The organism is Citrobacter sp. RHBSTW-00986 (assembly GCF_013783065.1).
Taxonomy (GTDB): domain Bacteria; phylum Pseudomonadota; class Gammaproteobacteria; order Enterobacterales; family Enterobacteriaceae; genus Citrobacter; species Citrobacter braakii.
Map to the genome: position 1 here is coordinate 1,726,224 of NZ_CP056200.1, position 19,796 is coordinate 1,746,019.

Annotated in this window: 16 protein-coding genes; 8 read left to right on the forward strand and 8 right to left on the reverse strand. The window is 52.5% G+C overall.

Going from position 1 to position 19,796, the window contains the following annotated elements:
• The 5 genes from HV345_RS08440 to HV345_RS08460 all read right to left on the reverse strand — a co-directional run bounded on the left by HV345_RS08440 (position 1) and on the right by HV345_RS08460 (position 6,037).
• A complete protein-coding gene (locus HV345_RS08440) occupies positions 1-1,560 on the reverse strand; it encodes a cyclic di-GMP phosphodiesterase (RefSeq protein ID WP_016153749.1) in 1,560 nt (519 codons plus the stop codon).
• A gap of 172 nt (positions 1,561-1,732) precedes the next feature.
• Complete coding sequence (mepS, locus tag HV345_RS08445) at positions 1,733-2,302, reverse strand: bifunctional murein DD-endopeptidase/murein LD-carboxypeptidase (protein ID WP_003027474.1); 570 nt, start codon at positions 2,300-2,302, stop codon at positions 1,733-1,735.
• A 413-nt stretch (positions 2,303-2,715) separates the two neighbouring features.
• Positions 2,716-3,429: a phosphatase PAP2 family protein gene (locus tag HV345_RS08450; RefSeq protein ID WP_181630643.1), complete on the reverse strand. Its 714-nt coding sequence runs from the start codon at positions 3,427-3,429 to the stop codon at positions 2,716-2,718.
• A gap of 35 nt (positions 3,430-3,464) precedes the next feature.
• Positions 3,465-4,451: a GTP-binding protein gene (locus HV345_RS08455; protein ID WP_016153747.1), complete on the reverse strand. Its 987-nt coding sequence runs from the start codon at positions 4,449-4,451 to the stop codon at positions 3,465-3,467.
• Between the two features lie 119 nt (positions 4,452-4,570).
• Positions 4,571-6,037, reverse strand: coding sequence for a mannitol dehydrogenase family protein (locus HV345_RS08460; RefSeq protein ID WP_181636488.1), 1,467 nt, complete (start codon positions 6,035-6,037; stop codon positions 4,571-4,573).
• 202 nt (positions 6,038-6,239) lie between these two features.
• Between HV345_RS08460 and uxuA the strand changes: the two genes are divergently transcribed.
• Positions 6,240-7,430 (forward strand): mannonate dehydratase, encoded by a 1,191-nt coding sequence (uxuA, locus tag HV345_RS08465; protein ID WP_016156994.1) that lies wholly within the window; start codon positions 6,240-6,242, stop codon positions 7,428-7,430.
• Positions 7,431-7,475: 45 nt separating this feature from the next.
• Here the strand turns inward: uxuA and HV345_RS08470 are convergent, their stop codons facing one another.
• On the reverse strand, positions 7,476-8,948 hold the full coding sequence (locus HV345_RS08470) for a PLP-dependent aminotransferase family protein (protein WP_181636489.1): 1,473 nt from the start codon (positions 8,946-8,948) through the stop codon (positions 7,476-7,478).
• Positions 8,949-9,113: 165 nt separating this feature from the next.
• Between HV345_RS08470 and torC the strand changes: the two genes are divergently transcribed.
• The 3 genes from torC to torD are packed head-to-tail and all read left to right on the forward strand — an operon-like array spanning position 9,114 to position 13,377.
• On the forward strand, positions 9,114-10,253 hold the full coding sequence (torC, locus tag HV345_RS08475; RefSeq protein ID WP_181636490.1) for a pentaheme c-type cytochrome TorC: 1,140 nt from the start codon (positions 9,114-9,116) through the stop codon (positions 10,251-10,253).
• A 3-nt stretch (positions 10,254-10,256) separates the two neighbouring features.
• Positions 10,257-12,755: a trimethylamine-N-oxide reductase TorA gene (torA, locus tag HV345_RS08480; RefSeq protein ID WP_181636491.1), complete on the forward strand. Its 2,499-nt coding sequence runs from the start codon at positions 10,257-10,259 to the stop codon at positions 12,753-12,755.
• Positions 12,745-13,377, forward strand: coding sequence for a molecular chaperone TorD (gene torD / locus HV345_RS08485; protein WP_049269056.1), 633 nt, complete (start codon positions 12,745-12,747; stop codon positions 13,375-13,377). The genes torA and torD overlap by 11 nt, the downstream gene beginning before the upstream one ends.
• Before the next feature lie 56 nt (positions 13,378-13,433).
• Here torD and yeiP read toward each other — a convergent pair whose 3' ends face one another.
• Positions 13,434-14,006: an elongation factor P-like protein YeiP gene (gene yeiP / locus HV345_RS08490; protein ID WP_016153740.1), complete on the reverse strand. Its 573-nt coding sequence runs from the start codon at positions 14,004-14,006 to the stop codon at positions 13,434-13,436.
• A gap of 157 nt (positions 14,007-14,163) precedes the next feature.
• Between yeiP and HV345_RS08495 the strand changes: the two genes are divergently transcribed.
• Entirely contained in the window at positions 14,164-14,418 is a 255-nt protein-coding gene (locus tag HV345_RS08495; protein WP_016153739.1) for a YkgJ family cysteine cluster protein, read from the forward strand.
• On the opposite strand, the gene setB is transcribed toward HV345_RS08495, so the two are convergent.
• A complete protein-coding gene (gene setB, locus HV345_RS08500; protein WP_181636492.1) occupies positions 14,415-15,596 on the reverse strand; it encodes a sugar efflux transporter SetB in 1,182 nt (393 codons plus the stop codon). The two genes, HV345_RS08495 and setB, sit on opposite strands and share 4 nt — an antisense overlap.
• A 368-nt stretch (positions 15,597-15,964) precedes the next feature.
• Between setB and fruB the strand changes: the two genes are divergently transcribed.
• Genes fruB through fruA form a run of 3 tightly spaced genes read left to right on the forward strand, consistent with a single transcriptional unit; the run spans position 15,965 to position 19,738 of the window.
• The gene (gene fruB / locus HV345_RS08505) at positions 15,965-17,095 is read left to right on the forward strand and encodes a fused PTS fructose transporter subunit IIA/HPr protein (protein ID WP_049042010.1); all 1,131 of its coding nucleotides are present in this window, start codon (positions 15,965-15,967) and stop codon (positions 17,093-17,095) included.
• Positions 17,095-18,033: a 1-phosphofructokinase gene (gene fruK, locus HV345_RS08510; protein WP_003834544.1), complete on the forward strand. Its 939-nt coding sequence runs from the start codon at positions 17,095-17,097 to the stop codon at positions 18,031-18,033. Before fruB ends, fruK begins: the two co-directional genes overlap by 1 nt.
• 16 nt (positions 18,034-18,049) lie before the next feature.
• Entirely contained in the window at positions 18,050-19,738 is a 1,689-nt protein-coding gene (fruA, locus tag HV345_RS08515; protein WP_016153736.1) for a PTS fructose transporter subunit IIBC, read from the forward strand.
• Positions 19,739-19,796 lie beyond the last annotated feature (58 nt).

A 19,796-nucleotide genomic window follows, 5' to 3' on the forward strand; every position in this document is an offset into this window, starting at 1 on the left:
TCACCACGTCGGCTTATTGGGCTGCGCCATCCAACGCACGAAATCAGCAAGTTTTAATGGTCGGCTAATCCAGTATCCCTGGAAAAAATGCACTCCACGATCGCGTAGCCAACGGGCTTGCTCAGGCGTTTCAACCCCTTCAGCCACCGTCAGCATATTAAGACGCTTAGAGAGTGTCAACACGGCGTCCAGAACCGGAGAGGTCAGGGTCTCTGTTCCAATGGCGTTAATAAAGCCGCGATCGATTTTCAGGTAGTCAACGGTAAAGCGTTCCAGATAAATCAGCGCGCTATGACCGGTGCCAAAATCATCAATGGCAATTTCAAAACCTGCTGAATGAAGCCATTCAAAAAGCTTTGTGGCCTCGTGTTGATTAAGCATATCCCGTTCGGTGATTTCCAGCACCATCTGGAAATGGTTTGCGGGAAGCGAGGCCTGCAGGTGATGAATGTCGTCTTTAAACGTCTCGCCGTGCAGATGCGTTGGCGCGATATTGATCCCCAATTTTGCACCAGCGGGTAACACTTTTTGCAGCATCGGTGCGTCCTGGGCTATCAACTTAAAGAGATGCTGGGTCAGCGGGACAATCATTTTCTGGGATTCGGCGTAGTGAATAAAAGCATCCGGTGGGATCTCACCCGTTGTCGGATGATTCCAGCGTAATAACACCTCTACACCTTTCACCTCCAGTGTCTGCACCTCTACCACGGGCTGGTACACCACATAAAACTGGTTATGTTTGATAGCGTTGAGGATATCTTTGCCCGGACGTAAACGGATGGTGTAGATGTAGTACCAGAGAAGAAGCGCGGCAATAATCCCCGCCATGCATCCCAACATAATCGAATACCAGATGTCGGTATAGGTCCACTCATCGGCATATAAACGAATCTGTAGCGGAATACCTTCCACGGTCGCCTGCCGCCAGTGAGAGTGGGGCAGAGCGGAGGCATCAATAATCCGTGATGAAAATGTTGAAATCGCGTTATCACCGACGACTATGGCAATACCGTTAAAATCATCCTGTCGGGCGGTGTAAAGCAGATAAGGGGCCAGATTAATATTCAGTGAGGTAAACACGCCGCTATCAGTGAACGATGGATTCCGGTGCCAAATCATTATCGCCGGCTTGTTCGGCATCATGGGCGTACCGGGGAGTAATTCCACATCAATATTTCTGCTGATATCGAGGCTTGGGACCAGATCTAAAATCGGGGTGAACATTGCGCCCGTTGCGGAGGAGCAGAAAGCAATGCCGTTTTTGACCAGTAAAAATGCGCGAACGTTGAGGCTAAAGGCCGCGCTGGAGGTCAGTTGAGCAGCGACTTGTTGGCAACTGTTGGCGACCAGTGGCTGAAGGTCATCTGTGGTGGATTTGAGATCGGCGAAGTAGCTGCTGACATAATTCTGGATATCGGAAAGGAGCGTGTCGTACTTAATGTCTCGTTTATGCCAGGTCACGAAAAATTGCAGGGTACTCACCAGGAGCGCGACGATAAGCCCCGTTAACATACAGGAAAGCAGGATTTTCTGATTGGATGAAGAGGAGCGTTTAAACATAGTTCCTTATGTTTACCTGAGTTAACCGCTTATTCTGTATGAATATAACCTGAAATGACTCACCTTGTGAGATTTTTCTTAGTCACAAGACAAAGCAAAAAAAAAGCACCGCCGAAGCAGTGCTTTTCAAAATGTCTCATCAGGATAGCCAAGGGATAGCTGCCAAACGAAATTAACTGCGGCTCAGGACCCGGCGAGCTTCGTTGTAACGTTTTTTCCAGTAAGGTTCGTTCATGCTGGAAATGATAACGCCGCTGCTGGTCGAGGCGTGTACGAACTGGTTGTTGCCGATATAAATACCGACGTGACGGCCAGTGGAGCCAGCACGGAACAGAACCAGATCGCCTGTGCGCAGGTTAGTGCGCGAAACGGATTTACCCGTTTCCTGTTGTTCATAGGTTGAGCGAGGAAGCTCTAAACCAAATTGCTCGCGGAACGTACGTTGTACGAAGCTTGAACAATCAATACCTTTTTTGGTGCTGCCGCCAAGGCGGTAACGCACGCCTTTCCAGTCAGCATACTGGTCCATAATACGTGATTTAACATCGATATTACGGACCATATTTTCAAATTCATCCTGAGAGGCTTGCAGTGAAGAGTTATCTCCATTGCCCACAGCATGCGTCTCAGAATGCATATTCCTGGCGGTGTTCGTTGTGCTACATGCAGAAAGCAGAACCGCAACTGCTATCGCGGGTATGCCCCGCAAGATATATCTCAAAATCGGTTGAGATTTGACCATTTTGTTTGTTTTCCCTTGAAGTCCTTAACGATAAATATCGTTATAAAAAATGCCAAACGTGACGAGACTAATTACCATCGCACGATGAGACAATTCTTTAAGGTCAAATCTGTGGCAGAACGCACAAATTTATTCCTGAAGAGAATAATTATCCCGCGAGGCAAAACGAGTTCGAGATTACCCGATCGGTCCGGTCATTGCGAGTGAATTTACGTGATTTCTTATAAGAAAAATTGATACAGAAAGTGAATAACCGGCATTGCCTAAATTAAGAACAATCGGGATAAAAAAGACGCAACCCAATCATTTTAAAGATGAATAAGATGACAGGAGAATGACAGCCAGAATGATGAAATATTGACAAGCATCATCAGGGAATCAGAGTTTTCCCTGATGATGTTAATTACTCTGCGTTATTTGTTTAAGAATTGTTTGTTTTTACCGGGCAGATAATTCGCAAACAGAGTGACTAATCGGTCGCTTAACGGTGTCATTAGCCACCAGGGCAGACCAATCAAGACGACAGTCATGGAACCGATCACGATATCGGTGAGCCAGTGAGCGCCAATCATTATGCGTGGAAAGGCAAAAACCACAGCGATAATAAGGCCGATTATTCCGGCGACTTTTCCGAAATAACGCAGCATAAATGCGGAAAAAATAAGCAGCATCATACCGTGATCGCCGGGGAAACTGTCTCTGGACGCATCTTTAGTCGGAATATGCAGCAGTTCGCTGACGCGATAAATATTATCCAGCATCAGAGTAGGGCTGGCGCGTTTAACGGGAATAAGCGCCTGGCCTAACTGATTTAATACCACTGCGGTGAGCAGCATAACCAGGCCAATAGCGACAATGCGTCGGCGACCTTCCGACGTTTCTTTCAGCCAAAAATGCAGCATCAGGGCGCCCATTGCCAGCAATGAGCAACCATCAAATGCCCGGTTATTGGTAATAGCAACAATCCACAAGAACTGCGGGCTTTCCACCAGTTTCTGGTTAAAGAAGCGGAAAACGCCCGTATCCAATGAAGACCAGATCCCATGTCCGGCAGGAAGATACCAGGACAGAAACAGCGCCAGCCCCGCAATATTGAGTAGGAGAATAAGAGGGTATCGGGTTTTCATCATCGTTTACCATTGCTATAAAAACGAAGGCAACCTTACGCGTTAGCGTCTAAACGAAGTCTCAACAATGCACTCTGTAGCGTATTCCAGTCGGTCTCAGTATCGGCGATGAGTTCAATACGGCTATCCGGTGGCGCGACGTTTTGCGTCTCAATATGCCAGTCGTCTCCCTGGCGGTTAATGCGCACCAGCCCTTCCTTTATACGCATGACACCTTTCACGCGCCCCACGGGGGCAAGACGGGACCATTCCAGCAGACCGATGGTATCGAACACCGTATCGGCGTCAAAAATCCAACCGCAGGCCTGATGGCCCTGGCCGCTGTTCAGGCTGCGCCGCCAGCGCTGCTGTGACGGCAGACTCAATGCAGCCAGTCCCTTTTTGTCTGCATGGCTATGGGCGTGCTCTGCGCTTGCAGGAAGCTCTGCCAGGTTTAGTCGGGGTAAATCCAGTAACTGCCCGTCAATTTGCCCATGGTCGGCATGAACCAACTGGCGATTACCGCCGTAGTGTTGCCACCAGGTTTGCAAGGCGTTTTCGCTTTCCGCTGTGGCGCGGTCGGCTTTATTGGCAACAATGATATCTGCGGCGGCCAGCTGATCGCGGAAATTGTCATTGGCGACGCTTTTTTCATCCAGTAACAGCCGGGGGTCAAGAATACAGAGGGTCGCGCGCAGATCGATCCACGGTTCGTAAACCGGTGCGGTGAGTAAATCCAGAATTTGTTTAGGGTGTCCGAGGCCAGTAGGTTCAATCAGCAATCGATCGGGTTTTCCCTGACGCAGCAGCGTATTGAGGCCAACCTGCATCGGTAGACCGTTAACGCAGCACATACAGCCGCCGGGGATCTCTTTTAGCAATGCGCCGCTGTCGGCTAACAGGGCGCCATCAATACCTACTTCACCAAACTCATTGACCAGCACGGCCCACTTCTCTGCGGGATCCTTGTTCGCCAATAGATGAAGAATAGAGGTGGTTTTGCCACTGCCGAGAAAACCAGTGATGAGATTGGTTTTAGTCACAATTACTCCAGAATCATAAATTACCGTAATGGCATTTAACAATCCTGGCGAAAAATGGGGAAAAAGAGAAGGGGGGAGGGGACGAAGACGTGCTTCGTCCTGTTTAATGGCAGAAATCGTTAATTTTTTAACGTTTCAATGACAGCCTGATGCGCACCGTATTGGGCAATACGTTGCCAGGCCTGCTGAATGACCGCGACAAACTGCGGATTCTGTACGAGATCGGCGGAGAAAATCTCATGCAGAGAAAGCAGGGCGCTGACGCGTTCTGATTCAGTGCTCTGTGCCACCAGAGAGGCAATTTTCTCACTGAGCGGGTCACGAATATCAATCGTAGCGCCTGAATCATCCACACCGCTCACGTAGCGCATCCAGCCTGCGATGCCGAGCGCCAACAGCGGCCACTCGCTTTGACGTGCTAAATGCACGCGGATCCCTTCCAGCATTCGCTGGGGTAATTTCTGGCTACCATCCATCGCGATTTGCCAGGTTTTGTGTTTCAGCGCCGGGTTGGCAAAGCGGTCCAGCAGGCTTAAGGCATACTGGTTTAAATCAACATCGGTAATTTGCAGCGTGGGGGCCTGTTCGGTGAGCATTAGCCGGTAAGCGGCTTCACGAAATGCGCTATCCTGCATACAGTCGCTGATGTGCTGGAATCCGGCCAGATAGCCGAGATAAGCGAGAAACGAATGGCTGCCGTTCAGCATCCGCAGTTTCATTTGTTCCCACGGCAAGACGTTTTCAACCATCTGGACACCCGCGGTTTCCCATTGCGGACGACCACAGACAAAGTTGTCTTCAATCACCCACTGAATAAACGGCTCGCAGCTGATTGCGCAAGGATCGGCAACGCCCAGCTCATGGGCGATTTCAGCCAGCGACTCTTCGGTGGCGGCGGGAACAATCCGATCCACCATAGTACCCGGGAAACTGACGTGTTCCTGGATCCAGTGCGCCAGCTCAGGAGAGCGTTTTTCCGCCATCCCCAGTACGGCATTTTTTACCACATGGCCATTGTCCGGGATGTTATCGCAGGAGAGGACGGTAAATGGCTGCAGTCCACGTTCACGTCGGCGGTGCAGCGCTTCAACGATAATACCGGGGGCGGAGTGCGGTTCAGCCGGTGTCTGCAGATCGTGAATAATACGCGCATTAGAGAGATCTAACGAACCCGTTGCCGGATCGATGCAGTAGCCTTTTTCCGTGATGGTTAACGAGACAATCGCGACCTGAGGCTCGCAGAATTTTTCAATAATGGCCGCCAGCGAATCCAGCGTGGCGTTCAGGCATTCGTTAACGGCACCGATAACAATAGGCTGGTTGCCGTTAGTCCCTTTTTCTAACACGGTAAATAAATGATCTTGTTCGCGAAGCTGACGCATCAGCCGATCGCCACTGAACAGGCTAATCTCGCAAATCCCCCAGTCTCCGCCCTGCGCATTCAGCACCCTGTCGGTTAATAACGCCTGATGGGCGCGATGAAAAGCACCGAAACCAAAATGTACAATCCGCGTTTTTAATTTTTGGCGGTCGTACTGCGGCATCATGACATTTTCCGCCAGTGGCGCTGAGGCAATAGTTTTCATTAAATACACCTGATTAACCATTAATTAACAATGGCAGTATAAAGTTATATGACAGCAAATTGAATTGGTGTGCCTCATTTATCCGGGGAATGTGAGCTGGATCAATCAATGATAGGCCATCTGTTGAACATCTCCGGGATGGCTGTATGGTAGTCGTCATTCAGGTAGTTTAATTTGGTATAACAACTTGTGAGGTGAAACAATGGAACAAACCTGGCGTTGGTACGGACCTAACGATCCGGTATCGCTTGATGATGTGCGTCAGGCTGGCGCAACGGGTGTTGTGACCGCCTTGCACCACATTCCTAACGGTGAAGTGTGGCCGGTAGAAGAGATTCAACAGCGTCAGGCTATTCTGGCTGAAAAAGGGCTGACCTGGTCGGTGGTGGAAAGTATTCCTGTTCACGAAGATATCAAAACGCGTTCAGGCCAGTACCAAACGTGGATTGCCAATTATCAGCAGAGTATCCGTAATCTGGCGACCTGCGGCATCGATACCGTGTGCTATAACTTCATGCCGATCCTCGACTGGACGCGTACCGACCTCGAATATCAGCTGCCGGACGGCTCCAAAGCGCTACGTTTTGACCAGATTGCTTTTGCGGCCTTCGAACTGCATATTCTTCAGCGCCCAGGCGCCGCAGCGGATTACACCGCAGAAGAACAACGCCAGGCGCTGAATTACTTCAATGCTATGAGCGATGCCGATATCGAAAAGCTGACCCGCAATATCATTGCCGGCCTGCCCGGTGCGGAAGAGGGCTATACGCTGGATCAGTTCCGTGCGCGCCTCGCTGAATATGACGGCATCAGCAAAGACGATCTGCGCGATAATATGGCGGTATTCCTGCGGGCGATTGTGCCTGTGGCGGAAGAAGTCGGCGTGCGTCTGGCTGTTCACCCTGACGATCCGCCGCGTCCGATCCTCGGCCTGCCGCGCATTGTTTCGACTATCGAAGATATGCAGTGGCTGAAAGAAACCGTCGACAGCATCAATAACGGTTTCACCATGTGCACCGGTTCCTACGGCGTGCGCGCCGATAACGATCTGGTGAAAATGATCGAAACCTTTGGCGATCGAATCCACTTCACGCATCTGCGCTCCACCTGCCGTGAAGATAACCCGAAAACCTTCCACGAAGGTGCGCACCTGCAAGGCGATGTGGATATGGTATCGGTGGTTGCTGCCATCCTGAGCGAAGAACAGCGCCGTAAAAAGGCGGGCGATTTGCGTCCTATCCCGATGCGTCCGGATCACGGACACCAGATGCTTGACGACCTGCACAAGAAAACCAACCCAGGCTACTCCGCGATTGGTCGCCTGAAAGGGCTGGCGGAAGTTCGCGGCGTTGAGCTGGCGTTAAAACAAACGCAGTTCCGCGATCTGCTGTAAGGTTAACAACAGGGATTGTGCCGCAGGCGCGATCCCTGTTATTCATCAAGGCTGCGCTAGCGCCTGCTCCAGTACCGACAGCACCTTTTTGATCTGCTGTATCTGCAATCCGCCAAACCCGAAAAACATAACAGCATCGCTATTCTCCTTACGCCATGCGGCTCCTGAGCCATTTTCAATATCTGGCAGAGTGTCAAAGCGGATCCCTGCCAGCAGGCAGCGCTGTTGCAGCCTGGCTATCATATCTGGGTGTCTGTCAACGCGTAACGAGAGGTGCAGACCCGCCGTTGCGCCAGCGATTTTCCCTGACGGAAACAGAACAGAAAGGCCATCGCGTAACAGATTGAGGCGCGCCGCATAGTTGCAGGCCAGCTTGCTGATGTGCGAGTAAAACACCTGATTTTGCATTAATTCGGCTAAAAATTGCTGCAATAACCACTGACTGCCATTGTTATTGAGTGCTTTCATATTCTTTACTGCCGGGAGCAGTTCATCAGGACAAATGAGATAGCCAAGACGTGTTCCCGGCCCCAGCGTTTTGGAAAATGTCCCCATGTAGATAACCCGGTTGTGATAATCCATAGCTTTCAGTGCAGGAAGGGGGTTCTCGCCATAGGTAAAAACAGCATCGTAGTCGTCTTCAAGGATATAAGCGCCGACGCGCTGCGCCCACGTCAATAATGACTGACGGCGTTCCAGCGAAAGGACGCTTCCCATTGGATACTGGTGAGCCGGAGTCACATAGCAAAGCTGGGTTTCATATTCGGGTAATTTATCTGTTTGCAGCCCGTGGTTATCTACAGCAATTGACGTAATGTCTGCACCGTAATAATTAAACAGATGCCATGCGCCAGAATAACAAGGGGATTCGGTCACAACGTGGCACTTTTTTTGCTGACTGACGGCATGATGAACAATAAATATTTGACTGAGCAGCGACAATCCTTCCTGAATCCCATTGGTAATGATGATGTTCTCCGCCCGGGTATTAATGCCGCGAGATAAATTAAGGTACCTGGCTAGTTGCTCACGCAGTGAAAATAATCCATTTGATGAATGATATCGGGTAAACAATTGCTCTTTAAGCACGCTTGGCGCGTTATTCCATTTTCGCCAGCTTGCCCAGGGAAAAGCATTGGGATCGGGGACGCCCATCCGGCAGTAGCACTCCCGCCCAGGCTCTGCGTAAACATCGGTAGAGACCCCGGCCGCTTTTGGTGTTACTGGCGGAGAGCCCTGGGGTACGGACACATGCGCTGGGGTTACACGTACAGGCGTGGTGAATATCACCTCATAGCCAATGCCGTGTCGGCTCTTAATTAATCCAGCCGCCACCAGCTTATCATATGCCATCACCACCGTTATTTTGGCAATGTTCAATGCCTGAGCCTGCTCGCGAATAGAGGGGAGTTTATCTCCACACAGCAAATCACCCCGCTGAATGGCCTGTAAATAAAATTGAAATATCTGCAACTGCAGCGGAGTCCGGCTTTCTCTATCGAGAGTCAGTTTGAGCATGAGAAATTCCTTATTTATAGATGGTAATTATATTACGGACTTCTGCTCTTTACTATTTGACGAACCTCATAGAGTGGATGCTGTTCCTATAATCTGCCTTCGCTGTCTCTATTTTTGATTTTTATTATCCCTTAGCGTGTCGCTATTAAAAAAATGGAGGCAAGCATGTCGTGGATAAGAAAAAACGCACTATGGTGCGCATTCGCCGGGGCGGTAGCAATGGCCCTGGCTATTTGGGGAACGTGGCAAGGCGTTCATTACACCAGTTCTACCGAGTTTTGTTTATCGTGTCACTCGATGCGCACATCTGGCGAGGAGTATAAAACCAGCGTGCATTTTCGTAATGCTTCAGGTGTGCGTGCGGAGTGTAAGGATTGTCATATTCCGCCAGGCATCGTCCCAACGCTGGTTCGTAAAACGCAAGCCTTAAACGACCTCTACCACACCTTTATCTCTCCTTCGATCGATACCCCGGAAAAATTTGCCGCAAAGCGGGCGGAGTTGGCCCAGCGAGAATGGGCGCGCATGAGCGCGAATAATTCTGCGTCGTGTAAATCCTGCCATAGCTATGAGGCGATGGATCACGGTAAGCAATCGGCAAATGCAGCGGCGCAAATGACCGCGGCGGCGGCAAAAGACAGTAACTGTATCGATTGTCACAAAGGCATTGCCCATCACAAACCCGATATGAGCAGCGGTTTTCGCGATCGTTACAAGCAGTTGCAGCGTCAGGGAGAGCAGTTACCCACGGCGACGACGCTGTATTCGTTAGGCGAAAAATCACTGACTGCGACAGCAGAGAGCCCGGCAGGTAAAGCGATGCTGTACCCGGCAACGCAAGTGCGTGTGCTGAAAAGAGAAGGAAAAAACGTTCAGATAGAGCTGACCGGCTGGCGGGAAAGCAAAGGACGGGGACGGGTGATTACCCAGTATATGGGTAAACGCGTTTTTGCTGCCGTATTAGATGCCTCGCTGATGAGCAATGTGAAGGTTGAGCAAACACAGGTTGATCCGGAGTCACATCAGGAGTGGCAGCAGGTAAGCGTGATAGCCTGGAGTTCGGCGGAGGGGTTTACCGACAATATTGACCCCCTCTGGCAATACGCCGATCAGATGTTGCAATCCACCTGTAGCGCTTGCCACAGCACGCCGCCGCCGACCCGTTATTCCGCGAATGGCTGGATCGCCGGACTGAAATCCATGTCCACCTACTACCGGCTTAATCCGGTGGAAGACCGTACGTTGTTGAAATATCTCCAGACTCACGCCAGCGATATACCTCAACCTAACAATTCAAAAGGATAATTTATGGATATTCATGATTTTAATCCGTCACGTCGACGGTTTTTAAGCGGAATGCTGGCAGTCGGTGCCGTCAGCGCTTTAGGGCCAAATCCACTGATCTCAAAAGTCTGGGCAGCGGGTGAAAACCCGGAGCAATGGATCCAGTCTGGCTCGCACTTTGGCGCTTTTGAAGCCAAAGTCGTGAACGGTGAATGGGTCGATACCCGCCCCTTCAAACATGACAAATACCCCTGCGATATGCTCAATGCCGTTCGGGAGGTGGTCTACAACCCATCGCGTGTGCGCTACCCGATGGTGCGGCTGGACTGGCTGCGCAAGCGTGAAAAGTCAGATCGCAACCAGCGCGGCGATAATCGCTTTGTCCGTGTGAGCTGGGATCAGGCGTTGGATCTGTTCTATGAGGAGCTTGAACGAGTACAAAAGACCTACGGATCTTCTGGCGTCTTTACCGGGCTGGCGGACTGGCAAATTGTTGGCAAATATCATAAGGCCGGCGGCGCGATGGATCGGGGACTCGGCTTGCACGGTAGCTATGTAACGACCGTCGGCGACTACTCGGCAGCCGCAGCGCAGGTGATTTTACCGCATGTGATTGGTTCGCTGGAAGTTTATGAGCAGCAAACGTCACTCCCGCTGGTTATCGAAAATACCCAAACCATCGTGCTGTGGGGCTGCGATCCGATCAAGAATCTGCAGATCGAGTTCCTGGTTCCCGATCACGATGCGTTTGGTTATTGGCAGCAGATTAAAGAAGCGGTTGCGCAGGGTAAGATGCGCGTTATCAGCGTTGATCCGGTGCGTAGCAAGTCGCAAAACTATCTTGGCTGTGAGCAGTTGGCGCTACGACCGCAAACGGATGTCGCGTTATTGCTGGCGCTGGCGCATACCCTGTACGAAGAAAAACTGTATGACGTGGCGTTCATTAACGATTATACCGTGGGCTTTGAACAGTTCTTGCCGTATCTGCTTGGGGAAAGCGACAAGCAGCCGAAAAATGCCGAATGGGCGGCGGAAATCTGCGGTCTGACGGCGGAGCAGATCCGCGACTTCGCCCGCCTGCTGGTCAAAGGCCGGACACAGTTTATGGGCGGCTGGTGCGTGCAGCGTATGCACCATGGCGAGCAGTATCCGTGGATGCTGGTGGTGCTGGCCAGCATGGTTGGCCAAATTGGCTTGCCGGGCGGCGGAGTAGGGTTTGGCTGGCACTATAACGGCGGCGGGACGGTCACTTCTGCCGGTCCCGTCCTGTCCGGCCTCGGGAGCATCAACAATCCCCCGGCCGCGAAATACAAAGCGGATTTCCGCGGCGCTTCAGAGCATATTCCTACCTCGCGAATGATCGATTGTCTGCTGGCGCCAGGCAAAAAGATCGCTTTCAACGGTGAAACATTAACTTTCCCTGATATCAAAATGGCGATTTTCAGCGCCGCCAATCCGTTCCATGCGCAGCAGGATCGTAACCGCATGATCGAGGCGTGGAAGAAGCTGGAAACCGTGGTCGTTCTGGATCATCAGTGGACAGCATCCTGTCGTTTTGCCGATATCGTCCTGCCTGTGACCACGCGCTTTGAGCGTAATGACATTGAGCAGTTCGGTACACACTCGAATAAAGGGCTGATGGCGATACATCAGGTGGTTAAACCGCAGTTTGAAGCGCGAAATGACTTTGATGTCTTTGCCGGTCTGTGCAAACGCTTTGGTCAGGAAGAGACATACCGCGAAAAGCGGGATGAAATGCAGTGGATAAAAGCCATTTATGATGAGGGCGCGAAAACGGGAGCGTCCCTTGGCGTGAGTATGCCGAACTTCGGGAGCTTCTGGCAGGGCGAAGGATACATTGAATATCCTGCCGGGAAGCCGTGGGTGCGTCACGGAGAATTTCGCGAACAGCCGGATATCAACCCGTTAGGAACACCCTCTGGTCTGATTGAAATTTACAGCAAAACCATCGCGGGCTTTGCCTACGAGGACTGCCCGGGGCATCCGGTGTGGATGGAACCTTTTGAGCGTACCCATGGCAGCAAAACAGATAAATATCCGCTGCATCTGCAGTCCTGCCATCCGGATAAACGTCTGCACTCCCAGTTGTGCTCAAGCGAGGCGTTTCGTAACACCTATGCGGTGGCAGGAAGAGAGCCGCTGTACATGAGCCAGTCGGATGCCCGCGCACGTGGCCTGAAAGCCGGGGATATTGCGCGCGTGTTTAACGCCAGAGGCCAGGTGCTGGCCGGGGTGGTGATCAGTCCGGATTACGTGCCTGGCGTCGTCCGGATTCATGAAGGCGCGTGGTATTCGCCGCAGGAAGGCGGGAAATCGGGCACATTATGCACTTATGGCGATCCGAATGTGCTGAGTGCGGATATCGGTACATCGCAACTGGCGCAGGGGCCTTCGGCGCATACGGTGCTGGTCGAGGTGGAGCGGTACCAGGAGAATGCCCCGCAGGTCACGGGCTTTGGCGGGCCGGAGGTTGTGAAAGAGGAGGGGGCAAGTGCAGCATAATCACATTCATCGACAGCGTGCGGCGGTGTACCAGTGGTTTTCGCAACTGCTGTTCCGCGAGCTGGACGAGGAGCAACTCATCCGTCTGGAAAGTGGGGAAAGCCGAAAGTGGCTGGCGTCGTTGACGGCTATCCCTGGGTTATCCGTTGATGTTAAAAACCTGGAACGTAGTCTCGTTCGGGCGCTGCGCCGGGAAAGCCGACAGCTGGAGCTGGCGGCGGACTATGCCTCGTTGTTTTTACTGGCACCTCCTGGCGGCGTTTCTCCCTATGCGGGGCATTATCCGCATACGACCGCGCCTGAAGAACGCAAGGAAATGAATGTGCTGTTAGTCGAGTATGGGCTGACACCGCAGGACAACGAGCCTGCCGACCATATTGCTGTACAGCTAGCACTGATGGCGAGAATGGTTACCAAAAAGGAGACGTTATCGGCGCAATATTACTTTTTGCATCATCACATTATGTGCTGGGCACCCCTGCTACGGGAAAGTTGTTTACACCGGGACGAAGAGGGGGTTTATCCTCAGGCGGTTAACGTCATAACGCATTTTATGCGTGAGGATGAGCTGTATCTGGAATCTCTGTTGATGGATGATTTTTACCTCAGCAGCCAGGGCTGAAAAGAACAAAGGGACAGCAAATGCTGTCCCTTTTCACCGGTGTCGCAGCAGAAAAATTAGTCTGCGCGGCCCATGTAGCGACGTTCTTCGATATGAATACGGATTTTTTCGCCTGCACTCAGATATTCAGGAACCAGGATAACCAGACCGGTGCTCATGGTCGCTGGTTTGTTACGCGCACTTGCTGACGCGCCTTTAATGCCCGGTGCCGTTTCAACGATTTCCAGGTCTACCGTTTGCGGCAGTTCAAGCGCCAGCAGCTGGCCGTCCCAGGTCAGTACCTGCATATCCGGCATTCCGCCTTCCGGGATGAACAGCAATTCTTCTTCGATCTGGTCTTTGGTGAAGGTATACGGGGTATAGTCTTCTTTATCCATGAAGACGTATTCGTTGCCATCTACATAGGAGAAATCAACGCCACGACGGCTCAGGGTGACGGTATCAACGATGTCATCACCTTTGAAGCGCTCTTCAACTTTCAGACCGGTACGAACATCAGAAAAACGCATTTTGTACAGCGTGGCGGCGCCACGTGCGGTTGGTGATTGAATATCAATATCTTTTACAATCAGCAGTTTGCCGTTGTAATTCAGTACCATACCTTTTTTAATTTCGTTCGCTCTTGGCATCGAAAAAATCCTGTAATGAGGAGTGTCTAAAATATCGCGTAAAACTACTCGCGCCGGGGCATTCAGGCAAGCGGAATTGATGCTTTTGCTGGTGCCCAAAAGGTGTTACTGTGCGCTTCCTGCACAATCCGATGGTTTACGATAAAGAGAGTACTGTATGGAATGCCGTCCGGATTGTGGTGCATGTTGCACCGCGCCTTCAATTTCCAGTCCCATCCCCGGCATGCCTGATGGCAAGCCCGCTAATACACCATGCGTTCAGTTGGATGAATCCCTGCGCTGTAAAATTTTTGCTTCGCCTCTGCGGCCAAAAGTGTGCGCCGGTTTACAACCCAGTGCGGAAATGTGCGGACAGACGACGCACCAGGCCATGGTCTATCTCATCGAGCTTGAGGCGCTGACCGCACCTTAAACGTCTTTGATGCGCGTCAGGCACGCGACGGTGGTGACGATCATCACCAACGCAAACCAGAATACCGCGTGATAGTTCCAGATTTCAGCGGCAATACCCGCCAACGATCCGGCAATAATCCAGCCCACGCGAATGGTATTTGTATAGAGAGTCGTGGCTGAACCCGCTTGTCCCGGCATCAGATCCTGGAAATAGAGCATGCCAATCCCGCCGAGGATGCCGATATAAATCGCGTTCAGCAGCTGTAAGCCAAGTAATATCGCCGGAGAGTGGGCCAACAGCATGCCGGCATAAAAGAAAAATCCGGCGATAACGGCGATTCTCATCAACAGGCGTTTGCCCAGACGCTTCGCGAAGTATCCGGCAATCAACATGGTTGGGATTTCCAGCCCCGCGGCAGTTCCCATCATGATGCCCGCCAGCTTTTCCGGCAGATGCAGCTCGTTGATAATAAACAACGGCATATTAATGATATAGAGACTGTTAGTCCCCCACATTAACGTGCAGATAACAAACAGTAGCAGCGTGTCGCGTCGATTGCGGCGCGGGGCTTCTACCGCGCCTGTCGCGAGAGGCACGTTTTTACTCATCGAGGGTAAGAACAGCCAGACCATTACGCCGCAGACAACAAACGCCACCGCCGCGCTGAGGTACATCACCGTAAAGCTAAACCCCATGGCCAGCGCGTAGGCCAGCGGTGGGCCAATCACCCAGGCCAGCGAAACCTGCGCACGTAATATCGTGCTGAACATGACGGCTTCCCGACCCGTACGGTCGGCGTGCTCGCGGGCGAGAGCAAACATTTGCGGGTTGGCGGTCGAACCGAAGCTGCTGAGGAATACCCCGACAAACAGCAGAATAAAATAGTTACGGTTCCAGGCGAACAGCACGCAGGCCAACATCCCCAGCACGCAGCAAAACACAATCAGGTTTTTGCGATCGCCTTTTTTATCTGAACGTCCGGCCAGAAACTGACTCACCAAAATGCCGATTACGGCGCTACCGGTAAAAAAGAACCCGACCATGCCGGGACGGGCATGGACTTCATCCGTCAGAAAAAGGCTGAGCGTTGGCGTCTGCAACGCACCGGCGATACCCGTCAGAAATGCGACAAGCAGGAACGCCGAAGACGTTAAATCAAACGCCTTGGGTGTGGCGGCTACGGGGGTGTTGTGCATGTTTTGATATCAATAATGTGAAGAGACGCGGAGTTTACGCTGCTTGTCAGAAAATAAACAGGGAGCCAAATCAAAATCGGCATCAAAAATCAAAATAGCATTTCAGTCAGAGAACGCAGCTTGCTGACGCTGCTGAATCTGACAAGCTGACGCCGTTTTTGCGTCAGCAATTTTTTCTCCTCCGCGGAGAAAATGTGCGTTATCTCTAAATTCAGCAAGTAATTTGTCAACTTTACTTGTGTGCTGAAGAAAAAAGAGCAAGACTTCTTGAAACGTTTCAGCGTCATCTTGCCATAACTGATGGAGTCAGGTGACGCCTTTTTTCTCATGTTAGCTGAATCGTTTCAAATCAGCGGGAGAGGAGAACCATGTTCCAGTTATCTGTTCAGGATATTCACCCGGGCGAACAGGCCGGGAATAAAGAAGAGGCTATTCGCCAGGTTGCCGCTGCCTTAGTGCTGGCAGGTAACGTAGCGGAAGGCTACGTCGATGGCATGCTGGCGCGTGAACAACAGACGTCCACGTTCCTCGGCAACGGTATTGCTATTCCTCACGGTACGACGGACACGCGCGATCGGGTGCTGAAAACCGGCGTGCAGGTGTTTCAGTTTCCGCAGGGCGTGATCTGGGGTGAAGGGCAGGTTGCTTATGTGGCAATAGGCATCGCCGCCAGCTCTGATGAGCACCTCGGTTTACTGCGTCAGCTGACGCATGTGCTGAGCGATGACTCCGTCGCTGAACAGCTGAAATCTGCGACCACGGCGGAAGAGTTGCGCGCGTTGCTGATGGGGGAAAAGCAAAGCGAACAGCTGAAGCTTGATAACGAAACGCTGTCGCTGGACGTCGTTGCCAACTCGCTGGTCACGCTGCAGGCGCTCAACGCCGCACGGCTGAAAGAGGTCGGCGCGGTTGACGCCACCTTTGTGGCCAGAGCCATTAATGAGCAACCGATGAATCTCGGTCAGGGGATCTGGCTGAATGACTGTGCTGAAGGCAATGTGCGCAGCGCCATTGCGGTCAGCCGCGCAGCAACAGCGTTCGATGTACAAGGTGAAGCGGCAGCCCTGCTGGTGACCGTCGCCATGAATGACGAACAACCGGTTGCGGTGCTGAAGCGCCTTGGCGATCTGCTGCTGAATAATAAAGCTGACCGTTTGTTGAAAGCCGATGCGGCAACGGTGCTGGCGCTGCTGACCAGCGATGATGCCTTAACTGATGATGTACTGAGCGCCGAATTTATTGTGCGCAATGAGCATGGTTTACACGCCCGCCCGGGCACCATGCTGGTGAATACGATTAAACAATTTAACAGTGAAATTACCGTGACAAATCTTGATGGAACCGGCAAGCCGGCGAATGGACGCAGTCTGATGAAAGTTGTGGCATTAGGCGTGAAGAAAGGACATCACCTGCGCTTTACCGCCCAGGGTGAAGATGCTGAACAGGCGCTGAAAGCGATTGGCGAAGCCATCGCGGCGGGTCTTGGGGAGGGCGCGTAATGAGCAGACGTGTTGCTACTATCACCCTTAACCCAGCCTACGATCTGGTGGGTTTCTGCCCGGAAATTGAACGCGGTGAAGTGAACCTGGTTAAAACGACCGGTCTGCACGCGGCAGGGAAAGGGATTAACGTCGCTAAGGTTTTGAAAGATTTAGGTATCGATGTAACGGTGGGTGGTTTCCTCGGTAAAGACAACCAGGATGGTTTTCAGCAGTTGTTCAGCGAGCTGGGTATCGCCAACCGTTTTCAGGTTGTACAGGGGCGTACCCGTATCAACGTCAAGCTGACCGAAAAAGACGGCGAAGTGTCCGATTTCAATTTCTCCGGCTTTGAAGTCACCCCGGCTGACTGGGAACGCTTTGTGAATGACTCGCTGAGCTGGCTGGGCCAGTTCGACATGGTGTGCGTCAGCGGCAGTTTGCCGACCGGCGTTAGCCCGGAAGCATTCACCGACTGGATGACGCGCCTGCGCAGTCAGTGTCCTTGCATTATCTTTGATAGTAGTCGTGAAGCACTGGTGGCCGGTCTGAAAGCGGCGCCGTGGCTGGTAAAACCAAACCGTCGTGAACTGGAAATCTGGGCAGGCCGTAAGCTGCCAGAAATGAAAGATGTGATTGAAGCTGCACATGCGTTGCGCGAGCAGGGTATTGCTCACGTGGTGATTTCACTTGGCGCGGAAGGTGCGCTGTGGGTTAACGCTTCGGGTGAGTGGATTGCTAAACCGCCGTCAGTCGAGGTGGTAAGCACCGTAGGCGCGGGTGATTCAATGGTTGGTGGCCTGATTTACGGCCTGCTGATGCGTGAATCCAGTGAACACACCCTGCGTCTGGCAACCGCTGTTGCCGCCCTGGCGGTAAGCCAAAGCAATGTGGGCATTACCGATCGTCCTCAGTTGGCCGCAATGATGGCGCGTGTCGACTTAAAACCGTTTAACTGACAGCAGGAGAGGCATAATGAAAACGCTGCTGATTATTGACGCTAATCTCGGCCAGGCTCGCGCTTATATGGCGAAAACCCTGCTTGGAGCGGCGGCGCAGAAAGCACATCTGGAAATTATTGATAATCCTAATGATGCCGAACTGGCAATTGTTCTGGGCGACACGCTTCCTGCCGACAGTTCGCTGAACGGCAAAAAAGTCTGGCTGGGCGATATTGGTCGTGCGGTTGCGCATCCTGAACTTTTCCTCAGTGAAGCGAAAGGCCACGCAAAACCTTATAGTGCTCCGGTTGCGACAGCGTCCGTGGCCAGTAGTGGTCCAAAACGAGTGGTGGCGGTGACGGCTTGTCCAACTGGCGTTGCCCATACGTTTATGGCCGCTGAAGCTATTGAAACAGAAGCGAAAAAACGTGGCTGGTGGGTGAAGGTTGAAACCCGTGGTTCTGTTGGCGCAGGCAATGCCATTACGCCGGAAGAGGTGGCTCAGGCGGATCTGGTGATTGTGGCGGCTGACATTGAAGTTGATCTGGCGAAGTTTGCCGGAAAACCAATGTACCGTACTTCAACTGGCCTTGCGCTGAAGAAAACGAAGCAGGAGCTGGACAAAGCGCTGGAAGAAGCAACGCCGTACCAGCCTGCCGGCAAAGCGCAGTCTGCAACCACTGAGGGTAAGAAAGAGAGCGCTGGCGCGTATCGTCACCTGCTGACGGGCGTATCCTACATGCTGCCGATGGTGGTTGCTGGCGGTCTGTGTATTGCACTCTCATTCGCTTTTGGTATCGAAGCGTTCAAGGAGCAGGGTACGCTGGCGGCGGCGCTGATGCAGATTGGCGGTGGTTCAGCTTTCGCGCTGATGGTGCCGGTTCTGGCGGGCTACATCGCGTTTTCCATCGCTGACCGTCCGGGTCTGACGCCAGGTCTTATCGGCGGTATGCTGGCGGTGAGCACCGGTTCCGGCTTTATTGGCGGGATTATTGCCGGTTTCCTTGCCGGTTATGTGGCGAAGCTCATCAGCACGAAGCTGAAACTTCCGCAGAGTATGGAAGCGCTGAAACCGATCCTGATCATTCCGCTGCTCTCAAGCCTGGTGGTTGGTCTGGCCATGATCTACCTGATCGGTAAACCAGTGGCGGGCATTCTGGAAGGTCTGACCCACTGGCTGCAAACCATGGGAACCGCGAATGCGGTGCTGCTTGGAGCGATTCTGGGCGGCATGATGTGTACCGATATGGGCGGTCCGGTTAACAAAGCGGCGTATGCTTTCGGTGTGGGGCTGCTTAGTACGCAAACCTATGCGCCGATGGCGGCGATTATGGCGGCGGGTATGGTGCCTCCGCTGGCCCTGGGCCTGGCAACGCTGGTGGCGCGTCGTAAGTTCGACAAAGCGCAGCAGGAAGGCGGTAAAGCTGCGCTGGTACTGGGCCTGTGCTTTATTACCGAAGGGGCTATCCCATTCGCTGCCCGTGACCCGATGCGCGTTTTGCCTTGCTGTATCGTTGGCGGCGCGATTACCGGGGCTATCTCTATGGCGGTGGGTGCTAAGCTGATGGCGCCGCACGGCGGTCTGTTCGTGCTGTTAATCCCTGGCGCAATCACTCCGGTGGTTGGATACCTGCTGGCCATTATTGCCGGTACGCTGGTAGCCGGTCTCTCCTACGCGGTGCTGAAACGCCCGGAAGCAGAGGTTGTGGCAAAGGCGGCCTGATTTAACGCTGACATCCGGGGCAGAGATTTCTCTGCCCCTTTTTTTATCCATTAAATCT

What these genes read in the sequence shown, in the direction of transcription:
- uxuA (WP_016156994.1), top strand. Translation starts at nt 6,240, where the DNA reads ATGGAACAAACCTGGCGTTGGTACGGACCTAACGATCCGGTATCGCTT.
- fruK (WP_003834544.1), top strand. Translation starts at nt 17,095, where the DNA reads ATGAGCAGACGTGTTGCTACTATCACCCTTAACCCAGCCTACGATCTG.
- fruA (WP_016153736.1), top strand. Translation starts at nt 18,050, where the DNA reads ATGAAAACGCTGCTGATTATTGACGCTAATCTCGGCCAGGCTCGCGCT.
- HV345_RS08495 (WP_016153739.1), top strand. Translation starts at nt 14,164, where the DNA reads ATGGAATGCCGTCCGGATTGTGGTGCATGTTGCACCGCGCCTTCAATT.
- fruB (WP_049042010.1), top strand. Translation starts at nt 15,965, where the DNA reads ATGTTCCAGTTATCTGTTCAGGATATTCACCCGGGCGAACAGGCCGGG.
- HV345_RS08460 (WP_181636488.1), bottom strand. Translation starts at nt 6,037, where the DNA reads ATGAAAACTATTGCCTCAGCGCCACTGGCGGAAAATGTCATGATGCCG.
- mepS (WP_003027474.1), bottom strand. Translation starts at nt 2,302, where the DNA reads ATGGTCAAATCTCAACCGATTTTGAGATATATCTTGCGGGGCATACCC.
- setB (WP_181636492.1), bottom strand. Translation starts at nt 15,596, where the DNA reads ATGCACAACACCCCCGTAGCCGCCACACCCAAGGCGTTTGATTTAACG.
- torC (WP_181636490.1), top strand. Translation starts at nt 9,114, where the DNA reads ATGTCGTGGATAAGAAAAAACGCACTATGGTGCGCATTCGCCGGGGCG.
- yeiP (WP_016153740.1), bottom strand. Translation starts at nt 14,006, where the DNA reads ATGCCAAGAGCGAACGAAATTAAAAAAGGTATGGTACTGAATTACAAC.
- HV345_RS08440 (WP_016153749.1), bottom strand. Translation starts at nt 1,560, where the DNA reads ATGTTTAAACGCTCCTCTTCATCCAATCAGAAAATCCTGCTTTCCTGT.
- torA (WP_181636491.1), top strand. Translation starts at nt 10,257, where the DNA reads ATGGATATTCATGATTTTAATCCGTCACGTCGACGGTTTTTAAGCGGA.
- HV345_RS08450 (WP_181630643.1), bottom strand. Translation starts at nt 3,429, where the DNA reads ATGAAAACCCGATACCCTCTTATTCTCCTACTCAATATTGCGGGGCTG.
- HV345_RS08470 (WP_181636489.1), bottom strand. Translation starts at nt 8,948, where the DNA reads ATGCTCAAACTGACTCTCGATAGAGAAAGCCGGACTCCGCTGCAGTTG.